This window comes from Amycolatopsis sp. NPDC051371 (assembly GCF_040682155.1).
In the GTDB taxonomy this organism is placed as follows: Bacteria; Actinomycetota; Actinomycetes; order Mycobacteriales; family Pseudonocardiaceae; genus Amycolatopsis.
On the sequence record NZ_JBFBAG010000032.1, the window covers coordinates 1 to 10,822 of the forward strand.

9 protein-coding genes are annotated in these 10,822 nt (G+C 69.6%); all 9 read right to left on the minus strand.

The window, feature by feature from the left end; all coding sequences use genetic code 11:
* Positions 1-113: 113 nt before the first annotated feature.
* The 9 genes from AB0M59_RS33275 to AB0M59_RS33315 all read right to left on the minus strand — a co-directional run bounded on the left by AB0M59_RS33275 (position 114) and on the right by AB0M59_RS33315 (position 10,651).
* On the minus strand, positions 114-941 hold the full coding sequence (locus AB0M59_RS33275) for a carbohydrate ABC transporter permease (RefSeq protein ID WP_364623311.1): 828 nt from the start codon (positions 939-941) through the stop codon (positions 114-116).
* Entirely contained in the window at positions 931-1,815 is an 885-nt protein-coding gene (locus AB0M59_RS33280) for a sugar ABC transporter permease (RefSeq protein ID WP_364623314.1), read from the minus strand. Before AB0M59_RS33280 ends, AB0M59_RS33275 begins: the two co-directional genes overlap by 11 nt.
* Positions 1,812-3,104 (minus strand): sugar ABC transporter substrate-binding protein, encoded by a 1,293-nt coding sequence (locus AB0M59_RS33285; RefSeq protein ID WP_364623317.1) that lies wholly within the window; start codon positions 3,102-3,104, stop codon positions 1,812-1,814. The genes AB0M59_RS33280 and AB0M59_RS33285 overlap by 4 nt, the downstream gene beginning before the upstream one ends.
* A 75-nt stretch (positions 3,105-3,179) precedes the next feature.
* On the minus strand, positions 3,180-4,235 hold the full coding sequence (locus AB0M59_RS33290; RefSeq protein ID WP_364623320.1) for a LacI family DNA-binding transcriptional regulator: 1,056 nt from the start codon (positions 4,233-4,235) through the stop codon (positions 3,180-3,182).
* Positions 4,236-4,283: 48 nt separating this feature from the next.
* Positions 4,284-5,900 carry an FAD-dependent oxidoreductase gene (locus AB0M59_RS33295; protein WP_364623323.1) on the minus strand — a complete coding sequence of 539 codons (1,617 nt, stop codon included), beginning with the start codon at positions 5,898-5,900 and terminating at the stop codon, positions 4,284-4,286.
* Positions 5,901-6,107: 207 nt separating this feature from the next.
* Complete coding sequence (locus AB0M59_RS33300; protein ID WP_364623326.1) at positions 6,108-7,259, minus strand: 4-hydroxybenzoate 3-monooxygenase; 1,152 nt, start codon at positions 7,257-7,259, stop codon at positions 6,108-6,110.
* 69 nt (positions 7,260-7,328) lie between these two features.
* A complete protein-coding gene (locus tag AB0M59_RS33305) occupies positions 7,329-8,081 on the minus strand; it encodes an IclR family transcriptional regulator (protein ID WP_364623640.1) in 753 nt (250 codons plus the stop codon).
* Between the two features lie 60 nt (positions 8,082-8,141).
* Positions 8,142-9,908, minus strand: a complete 1,767-nt coding sequence (locus AB0M59_RS33310) for a glycoside hydrolase family 18 protein (RefSeq protein ID WP_364623329.1) — start codon at positions 9,906-9,908, stop codon at positions 8,142-8,144.
* Between the two features lie 191 nt (positions 9,909-10,099).
* Positions 10,100-10,651 (minus strand): AAA family ATPase, encoded by a 552-nt coding sequence (locus AB0M59_RS33315; protein WP_364623331.1) that lies wholly within the window; start codon positions 10,649-10,651, stop codon positions 10,100-10,102.
* Positions 10,652-10,822: the final 171 nt, after the last annotated feature.

Consider the following 10,822-nt stretch of genomic DNA (forward strand, 5'->3'; position numbering starts at 1 on the left):
GGTGTGTGGCGCCCGCGGTTTTTTGTTTGTGCTTTCTATCTGGGGGTCTTGGGGGTTTTGTGTTTTTCATTTACATTCTTTTAAAAACCTGTGTACCCCCCCCCCCACCTCTCCTAGCCCTTCAGGCCGCTCTGGGCGAGCCCTTCGACGAACTGGCGCTGCGCGATGATGAACACGACCAGGACCGGCACGACCGTGGTGGTCGCGGCGGCGAGCTGGACGTTCCAGAGGTGGCCGCCGTAGACGTCGACGTACTGCGTCAGCGCCACCGGCAGCGTGAACATGTCCTTGTCGGTCAGGTAGACCAGTGGTTCCAGGAAGAAGTTCCACGTGTTGAGGAACGTGAAGATGGCGACCGCGGCCAAGGCCGGCTTGGCGATCGGCAGGGCGACGCGGCGGTAGAGCCCGAAGCGCGACAGGCCGTCGAGCCGGCCGGCTTCTTCGAGTTCGCCCGGGATCGTGATGAAGAACTGCCGCATCACGAACGTCGCCAGCACGCTCGGCGCGCCGAAGATCGGGATGACGATCAGCGGCCAGTGCGTGTTGGTCAGCCCGAGGTCGTCGACCAGCCGGAACAGCGGGATGATCGTGACCTCGCTGGGCACCATCAGCCCGATGAGGATCAGCCCGAACAGCTTCTCGCCGCGGAACCGGATGCGCGCGAACGCGTACCCGGCGAGCGAGGAGAAGAACATCGTGCCGAGCGTGACGAGCACGGCGATGTAGAGACTGTTGAAGTACTGCTGCGCCAACGGAAAGTCCGTAAACGCCGTCTTGTAGTTCTCCCACTGCGGCGACGCCGGGAACAGCTTCGGCGGGTACGCGAGCACTTCGTTGGCCGGCAGCAGCGAGGCCGTGATCATCCACCAGGTGGGGAACACGAACGGCACGGCCAGCACGACCATCACGACGTAGCAGGCGATCTTGGCCCTACGACTCATGGAACACCCACCGCCTCCGCATCCGCCACTGCAGCAGCGTGAGCACGAGGATGACGAGGAACAGCACGACGGCGAGCGCGGAGCCGTAACCGAGGTCGTGGTTGGCGAACGCCTGCTGGTAGAAGTAGAACACCAGCACGTTGGTGCTGTCCGCGGGCCCGCCGAGGGTCAGCACCTGGATCTGCGCGAACACCTGCAACGCGCCGGCGACGGTGATGATCGCCGTCAGCAGCGTCGTCGGGCTGATCATCGGCAGGATCACCGAGCGGAACCGTCGCCACGGCCCAGCACCGTCCAATTGCGACGCCTCCATGATGGACGCCGGGATCCCCTGCAACGCGGCGAGGAACAGGACCATGTTCAGCCCGACGTTCTTCAGCACCTGCACCACGATCACCGACAGCATCGCGGTGCCGTTGCCGCGCAGCCAGTTCGGGCCGTCGATCCCGACCGTCTGCAGCAGCGCGTTGATCCCGCCGTTGTCCTGCAGGAGGAAGTTCCAGACGATCGTCCACGCGACGAGCGTGACGACCACCGGCGAGAAGAAGACCGTCCGGAACACCGTGGTACCGCGGAGCTTGAGGTTGAGCAGCAACGCCAGCGACAGCGCGAGAGCCAGGTTCAGCACGACCAGGCCGACGCAGAAGATCGCCGTGGCGCGGGCGACCTTCGGCGCGGTCGGGTCGTCGAAGAGCTTCGCGTAGTTGTCCGCGCCGGCGAACGCCGACGTCCCGGCCAGCAGGTTGACGTCCTGGAAGCTGTACCAGACCACCGCGGCGAGCGGCGCGACGACGAAGGCGAGGAAGCCGAGGGCTTGCGGGGCGATGAAGATCCACCCCGCAAGCTCTTCGCGCTTCTTCGAGGTGAGGGTCATTGGCTCAGCGCGGGGTCGATGGCCTGGCAGACGCCGGCCAGCGCGGCGGGCACGTTCGCGTCCGGCTTCCACATCGGGTCCAAAGCGGACTGCACGAGCGACGCGATCCGCGCGCTGCCGGTGTGCGACGGCAGCACCGCGCCGGTCTTGATCCCGTTGACCACGACGTTCTGCAGCTGCTCCTGGCTGAACAGCGGGTTCGCCTTGGCCAGGGTGGCCGCGTTGAGCAGGCTGTCGCGGGCCGGCGGGAAGTACTGGCCGAGCTTCGCCGAGTTCGCCGGATTGGTGAAGAACGCGAGGAAGTCCGCGGCGGCCTTGGCGTGCTTGCCCTTCACCGGGACGCCGATCCCGGCCTGCCCGATGACCTGCGCGTTCGCCTTCGGCCCGGCGGGCAGCGGGACGATGCCCCACTCGAACGGCTTGGCCTTGAGCAGCCCGGCGCGGCTGATCTGCGCGATGGTCAGGCCGCTTTCCCCGGCGAAGAAGTCCGCCGTCGTGCCCGGGCCCGGCAGTGCCTTGTCGGCGAAGATCGCCTGGTGCAGGAACGTCATCGCGGACGTCATCTCCGGCGTCGCGAACCCGCAGGTCTTGCCGTCCGGGCCCCACGCGTCGGCGCCGAAGCCGCGCCAGACCGAGGCCAGCAGCACCCACTGCTTGTATTCGAACTCGCGGATCACCAGGCCGGCCTTGCCGGTGTCGCGGGCGGCGACCTGCGTGGCGATCTGCTTGGCGGCGTCCCACGTCCACCGTCCACTCGCGACCAGCTGGTCGGGTGTCTCGGTGATCCCGGCCTGGGTGAGCAGGTTCTTGTTGTAGAACATGCCGAACGGCGACGTCGAGAACGGGTAGGCGTACAGGCCGCTGTCCTTGGTCCACAGTTTTGTGGCGGACGGCACCAGCTCGCCGGCGTTGTAGCCGGCGGCCGCGTCCAATGTGGGCTTCAGGTCGGTGAGGGCGCCGGACTGCACGAAGTCGGGCGCGTCGCGTTCGAGGATCCACGCCAGGTCGGGCGGGTTGCCGCCGGAGAGCTGGGTGGTGAGCGCGGCCGAGTAGGCGCTGGTGTCCCCCGGGACGACGTCGAACTTGACCGACGCGACCTCCGGGTGGGCCTTGCGGTACTCGGCGGCGATGGAGTCGAAGAGGGCGAGCTGGTTCTTGTCGGTCGTCCAGACCGTCATGCGCAGCGCGATGTTCGTGTCGTCGCCGGCGCCACCGGAGCAGGCGGTCGAGGCCAGTGCGACGGCGGACAGGGCCGCGGCGGCGAGCAGCCGGGTTCTACGGTAGGCCACGATGCCTCCTGGTTATTCGAATTATCAGCGACCGTAAGCGTCGCGTCCTGGGCTGTCAACCGGCGATACCGCCGGTCAGTGAATGTGCACAGTGGAGGGTTTCGCCGTGGTGGCGCCCTCGTGGAACGAACACGGCAGCAGCAGCTGCCGGGTCTTGGGGTTCTTGAGCAGCCCGACGAGGACACGCACGGCGTGTGCCCCCATATCGCGGCGCGGGATGCGGAACATCGACCAGTCCGTGGCGGTGCTCGGCACGGCGTGCGCGTGCGGCTGCTGCGACGGGTCGGCGTCGCCCAGCACCACGATCGAGAGGTCGTCGGGCACGTTCAGGCCGAGGTCGTGCGCGCACGCGAGGATGGCGTCGGCCATCGCCGAGCTCTCGACGAGCAACGCCGTGACCCCGTCGTCGAGCACCTGCCGCAGCGCACTCGCCGGGTCCTCTTCGAGGAACACCAGCGGCGGGCGGCGTCGCTTGCGCGAAGCCGCTTCGTACCCGCTGCGGCGGTCGAGCGTCGGCTCGTTCTCCTCGGTCACGCTGAGCAGGCCGATCCGCCGGTGCCCGAGCGCCCACAGCCGCTCGTGGACCTCACGGGTGGCCGCGACGTAGTCCGCGCCGACGTAGCTGATCGGCCCGGTCGGCGACTCGCGGCGCCCGACGAACACGAACGGGAACTGCTCCTCGACGAGCTGCGCGAGCTCCTGCGGGTCGTTGTGCCGGCCCAGCAGGATCGAGCCGTCGGCGATGCGCAGGCGGTTCGTGCCCTGGTCGTAGATGCGGCGGCGCCCGTCGCGGCGGCCACCGCTGGTGAACAGGAGCAGGTCGAAGCCCTGCTCCTCGGCCTCCTCCTCGATGCCGAGCAGGAACGGCCGGTAGAAGTCGGCCACCCCGGACGGGAACACCGACTCGTAGGTGAAGACGCCGAGGATCTGGTTGGTCCCACCGCGCAGCCGGCGGCCCATGATGTCCACGGTGTACCCGGTTTCGCGGAGCACCTGCTGCACGCGGTCGCGGGTCTCCGGGGTGATGCGCAGGCTGTCGGAGCCGTTCAGCACCATCGATACGACGGCTTGCGAGACGCCGGCCAGGCGCGCCACCTGGGCCTGCGTGACCCGGCCCGAACCCGCCGTCATCCGTGACTCCCTCCGGCTCGTCTCCGTCAGACCCTACCGGCGGCACGGTCAGTACCCCCGCACTTCCGGCCAGCGGCGCTCGACCCCGGCGTTGTCGAGCATCCGAGCGAAGTCCTCGAAGAGCCGGGCGTCGCTCTGGACGTCCCGCGGTTCGACGTCCTCGCTGATGGCGAACGCGGCGAGCAGCCCGGCGACCTCGCCGATGTTCCACTCCACCGGGTGCAGCCGGAAGCAGCCGTTGGTGATGTGCGTGGTGCCGATGTTCTTGCCCGCCGGCAGGAGGTTCGTGATGCGGACAGGCAGCAGCGCGCCGAGCGGGATCTCGTACGGCACGCTGGCGACGTCGATGTAGTTGTCCCCGCCGGTCGACGGGTGCAGGTCGATCCGGTAGCTCCCGACCCCGATCGCGTCCTCGCGGCGCACGCGGCCGTCGACGCCGAGGATCTCGGCCGAGACGTCGTGCTCGGTGACGGTCGTGACGGCCTTGATGCGCCGCGCTTCGCGGACGTACGCGGACTTCGCGAGGCCGTCCTTCGTGTCGGTGACGTCGGGGCGGAGCCTGAGGCCGGGGAAGCCGGTGCCGCCGTCCGCGCGGGGCGCTTCGGTCTGCAGCCAGTACAGGACGGACAGGCTCAGCTGCTTGGCTTCGTGGTGCGCTTGGGCTACGTCCGCTTCGGTGGTGTGGCCGGGGATCGTGAGCGCGGGCTTGAGCCAGTAGTCGTTGAGCGGCCAGTTGACGAGGGTGATGTCGGAGTCGAAGGCGCCGTCGGTGTGGAGGTTGCGGGCGAGGATGCGGCGGAAGGCCCACAGTTCCTTGTCGCCGGCGTCGGCGCTCTGGTCGGCCGACACGGCCAGGGGGTCGCCGGGCGGGTTCGGGACGAAGGTGCGTTTGACGGGCTCGAGCGTCCGGGGGTCGGGCGCGACGAAGCCGAGCAGCGCGCCCGGCCAGAAGTCCGGCTGGTAGTCGCGCCAGAAACCGTACATCTCGGGTTTGTCGATGACGTGGTTTTCGCCGTCGTGGTGGGAAACCGCGAAGCAGTAGGTGATGCCCTGGAGGTTCGCCGGGGCGGCTTCGGCGGGCGCGTGCGGTTCGCCGTGCTCTGCTCGGGACTCGGCGCCGGTCACGTGCTCGGTGCCGGTGAGCGGCAGGAGGTCGCCGTTCTCGGTGGCGTCGAGGACGTACTGGGCCTTGACGGTGATTCGTTCTTCACCCTCGAGGACCACGGCGTCGACGCGGTCGTTCGTCGTGTGCGCGTCGACCGGCCGGTGGTTGCGCAGGACGTGGATCCGGCCGGCGCTGACGTGCGGCGCGAGCATGGCCTCGAGGACGGCCAGGGCCACGCGGGGTTCGCCGCAGAGCTTGCTGACGCGCCCGGCGCCGGGGTTCAGCTCCGGACGTCTCGCGGCTTCGGCGCGAAGCGGGTAGTGGCGGCGGTAGTGGTCGCGGACGCCCTCGCGCAGGTCGCGGTAGGTGCGGGTGGAGCCGAACCGCTCGATCCAGGGGTTCTCGTCCGGCGGCACGGCTTGGGCGGTGAGCTGCCCGCCGAGCCAGCCGGTCTCCTCGGTGAGCACGACCCGGCGGCCGTGGCTCGCCGCGGCCAGGGCGGCGGCGACTCCGCCGAGTCCCCCGCCGACCACCAGAATCTCCGTGTCCAGTTCCCTCATGAAGCCTTCCCGGCGCTGATAATTCGAATTACTACGCGGGTATGGTGCGCCGGGGAACGTCTGGACGTCAAGAGCCAGGTTGTGCGCGAAGAGGCATCGCGCGTGATTGAGCGGGCATCACGCGTGTCTGGAGGGGCATCAGCGCGATGCCCCTCCAGACACGGGTGATGCCCCGTTGATCACGCGTGATGCCCCGCCCGTCACGGGCTACAGGGGCAGGCCGGCGTAGTTGTCGGCCAGCTCGGTCTTGGCCGACACCGAACTCACCGTGCGGCGGAGCTGCGACAACTGGAGCTGGGCGTCGAAGTCGTCGCCGTGGCGGTGCAGCATCGACGTCATCCACCACGAGAAGTGCGTGCAGCGCCAGACCCGCCGCAACGCCGTCTCCGAGTACGCGTCCACGAGCCCCTGGTCGCCCCGGAAGGACGCCGTCAGCGCACGTGACAGCAGCGCGACGTCCGCCACCGCCAGGTTCAGCCCCTTCGCCCCCGTCGGCGGCACGATGTGCGCGGCATCCCCGGCCAGGTAAAGGTTTCCGTGCCGCATCGGCGTCGTCACGAAGCTCCGCATCGGGAGCACGCTCTTCTCGGTGATCGGCCCCGTCTCCAGTGCCCACCCGGTGTGACCCAGCCGCGTGGCCAGCGCCGTCCAGATCCGGTCGTCGCTCCACTCGGCGATGTCCTCGTCCGGCGCCACCTGCAGGTAGAACCGGCTCACTCGCGGCGAACGCATGCTGTGCATCGCGAAGCCGTCCGGGTGCCAGGCGTAGATCAGCTCGTCCGCCGACGGCGCGACGTCGGCCAGCACGCCCAGCCACGCGAACGGGTAGGCCCGCTCCCACACCTGCGACGACGGGATCGACGTCCGGCTCGGCCCGTGGAACCCGTCGCAGCCGACGACGACGTCAGCGTCGATCCGCCGCGCCGCGCCGTCGGCGTCCACAAAGGTCACGTGCGGCGAGTCCGTCACGTCGTGCAGCGTGACGTCCGACGCCGAGTAGTACGCCGGACGGCCGGCCTTTTCCCGCGCCACCATGAGGTCCTTGGTGACCTCGGTCTGCCCGTAGATCGTCACCGACCGGCCGACGAGGTCGACGAAGTCCAGGTGGTGCCGCTCGCCGGGCCATTGCAGGTGGATGCCGCGGTGCTCCATGCCTTCGGCGTCGAGCCGCTCGCCGAGCCCGACCGAGCGCAGCAGGTCGACCGTGCCCGCCTCGAGCATGCCCGCGCGGATGCGCGCCTGGACGTACTCGGGGGTCTGCCGTTCGAGCAGCACCGAGTCGATGCCTTCGAGCCCGAGCAGGTGGGACAGCAGCAGCCCGGCCGGGCCGGCGCCGACGATGACGACCTGGGTGCGCACGGGAACGTCCTTTCACGCGGAGAGCCCGAGCATGGACGCCGGACGCGGCGCACTCTACGACATTCTCATTCAGTGAGAGGAATTCCCCATCGCCCGCGAGACGCCACGGGCCGCGGCGCGCAACGCCGGAATCTGCATCCGCGCGTCCGGGTCGTTGGGCACGATCACCGACAGCGCCGCGACGACGGCACCGCCCGGCCCCCGCAGCGGCACGGCGATCCCCGTCGTCTCCTCGTCGATGAAGCCCGCGCAGAACGCGTAGCCGTCGCGCCGGACGTCGGCGAGGAACCGCCGCAGCCGCGCCGGCTCGGTCAACGTCGTGCGCCGGAAGGCCTCCAGCGGGCCCGCCAGCACCTGTTCCTGCAGGTCAGCGGGCGCGTGGGCGAGCAGTACCAGCCCGGACGACGACGCGTGCAGCGGCAGCCGCCCGGCCACCCGCGTCACGTTCACGACCGCGCCGGGCGCCGAAAGCCGCTCGACGAACAGCACCTCGCGGTCCTCCAGCACCGCGAGCTGGGTGTGGTGCCCGACGACGGCGTGCAGGTCCTCCATGAACGGCAGGGCCGCCTCACGCAGCCCGAGCGTCGGCGACGCGCGCGACGCGAGCTCCCACAACCGGACGCCCACGCGGATCCTCCGATCGGGGTCACGGCGCAGCCAGCCGTGGCCGACCAGCTCGTCGACGATCCGGGACGCGGTCGCGACGTGCAGGCCGGCCCGCCGCGCGATGTCGGTGACCCGCAGCGCCGGCGTGTCCGGCCCGAAGGTCTCGAAGATGCGGACGACGCGCGAGAGCACGGACTCGCCGTGCTCCGGCTTCACCATGTCACCAGCGCCATGTCAGGCAGTGTGCCCCACCCGCGCGGGGCACACTGCCTCATGTCACGGCAGCGAGTTCAGGAACGGCTCGTGGCTGTTCTGGAACTCCCAGTTGTAGTACTTGTCCCAGTTGATCGACCACGTCATGAGCCCGCGCAGCGCCGGCGACGTCCCGCCGCGCAGCGTGTACGAGCCGCAGCCACTGCCCTTGGCCAGGCAGTTGACGGCCGTCTGGACGTCCGCGGGCGAGGTGTAGCCGTTGCCCGCGCTGACCGCCGCCGGCAGCCCGACCGCGATCTGGTCCGGCCGGAGCCCCGGGAAGAACTGCCCGGTGTTCGCCACGCTGAAGCCGGCCTTGAGCATGTCGGTCATCGCGATGTGGAACTCGGCGCCGCCCATGTTGTGGTACTGGTTGTCCAGGCCCATGACCGGGCCGGAGTTGTAGTCCTGGACGTGCAGCACGGTCAGCGAGTCCCGCAGCGCGTGGATCACCGGCAGGTACGCGCCGGTCCGCGCGTCGCCGGCGCCCGAGCCGCCGTAGAACTGGTAGCCGACCTGCACGAAGAAGGTCTCCGGCGCCATCGTCAGCACGAAGCCCGAGCCGTACTTGGCCTTGAGCGACTTCAGCGCGGAGATCAGGTTGACGATCACCGGCGTGGTCGGGTTGCGGAAGTCGGTGTCGCCGGGGTTGAGCGACAGCGAGTGTCCCTCGAAGTCGACGTCGAGCCCGTTGAGGCCGTACTTGTCGATGATCGCCGAGACGGAGCTGACGAACTTGTCGCGCGCGGCGGTGGTGGTCAGCTGGACCTGGCCGTTCTGCCCGCCGATGGAGATCAGGACCTTCTTGCCCTGCGCCTGCTTGGCTTTGATCGCGGCGGTGAAGTCGGCGTCGCTCTCGACGTTCGGGCATTCGGCGGCCGGGCACCGGGTGAAGCGGATGTCCCCGGACGTGACGGACGTCGGTTCGCCGAACGCCAGGTCGATGATGTCCCAGGCGGCGGGGACATCGGCCATCCGGACGTACCCGGAGCCGTTCGCGAAGCTGGAGTGCAGGTAGCCGATGAGCGAGTGCTTCGGCAGGCCGGTGTCGACGCACCCGGTGGTGCTCGCGGTGGCCGTCGAGCTCTTCGGTGACTCCCCTGCGGAGTTGTACGCGGCGATGGCGTAACTGTGGGTCGAGCAGGCGCTCAGGCCGCCGATGGTGGCACTGGTCCCAGTGGTCGTGCCGACGACGGTGCTGCCTTCGTAGACGCGGTACCCGGTGACGGTGCCGGCGGCGGCGCCCCAGCTCAGCGCGATGGAGTTCGCCGTGACGGTGCCGGTGGCAGGGGCGCCGGGCGCACCGGGCGTGCCGGGGGTGCTGCCGCCGGGCCCGTCGAGGACGACGTCGTCGGCGTAGTAGGTGCCGGCGCCGTACCAGCCGTGGAGGTAGAGCTGGGCGGAAGTCTGGTTGCCGGTGGTGAAGGTGAGGGACAGCTGGTTGTAGGCGCTCGCGTTGCCGGACCAGGTCGAGGCGCCGCCGGTGATGCCGAGGTAGACGGGGTTCCCGCGCACCCAGGCCGAGACGGTGTAGGTGGTGTTCGGCTGGACGGACACGGTTTGCGCGCACTGGGCGTATTCGGCACCGACGGGGGTGCCGGCGAGGGCGTACCCGCCGCCGTGCACGGGCGTGCTCACGGTGGTCGCGTTGGCGCAGGTCCAGCCGGAGAGCGAGCCGGCTTCGAAGCCGGGGTTGGCGAGGAGGTTGGCCGCCTCGGCGGGACCGGCCGCGAGACCGGAGAGCGCCAGTACGAAGGCGGCGAGGGTTGCGGACAGTCTGGAACGCCTCATCGGGTCCTCCAGTCGGGGAGATACCGATATTGTCTGGACCAATATGTAAAATGTCCAGACCAACTGGGGTTACCGCCGGCTCAGTCGCGCCGGTCTCGCTGCGCCGTCGAGCCCGGGCGAGCGTCTTGAATGAGTCATTCAGGACCTCCGAAGACCTGAATGACTCATTCAAGACGTTTGGCGGGCCGGCGTCAGCACCTCACCAGCAGCTTCGCCACCACCCGCGTCCGCCCCGCCCGGGCCCGGTCGATCACCTGCACACTGCTCCACCCGGCCGGCACCCGCTCCGCCAGCAGCGCCTCCCGCCACCGCCCCACCCGCCGGACGTGCCGGGCGAACGACCGCGGCCGCACGACCCTCCCCCGGCTCCGCTGCCCCGCCAGCGCCTCCGAAGCCGTCACGTCCAGGAACAACAGCCGCACCGGCCGCCCGCTGACCACTCCCACCAAAGCCAGCAACGCCCGGGTCGAAGCCCGCGTCGACGGCTCGTGGACCACCATCGGCCCCGCCGCCATCGCCCGCCGGACCACGCGGGCCCGGTGCCACGCGTGGACCACCGGCCGGTAGCACCGGTACGGCACCGACGGGACCGCCGCCGCCAGCCGGGCGCGGACCTGGTCGGAATCCAGCACCGCCAGACCGGGCGCCGCATGGTTGAGCATCGTCGTCTTGCCCGCGCCGGGCAGGCCCGCCACCACGAGCAGGTCGCGGGGCCCGAGCTCGATCACCGTGGGCACGCTCATGTCCCGTCAACGGCACGGCGAAGGTAATGGTTCCTTTACCTTTAACTCACCGAGCGTGATCAAGGATAGATCACACCCGACTGTACGGGCCACGCCACCCGGAGAGACGCCCCGATGTCACCTCCCGTGCCCGGAGTCACCCAATCGCCTGAAAACCCATGCACAGCAAGG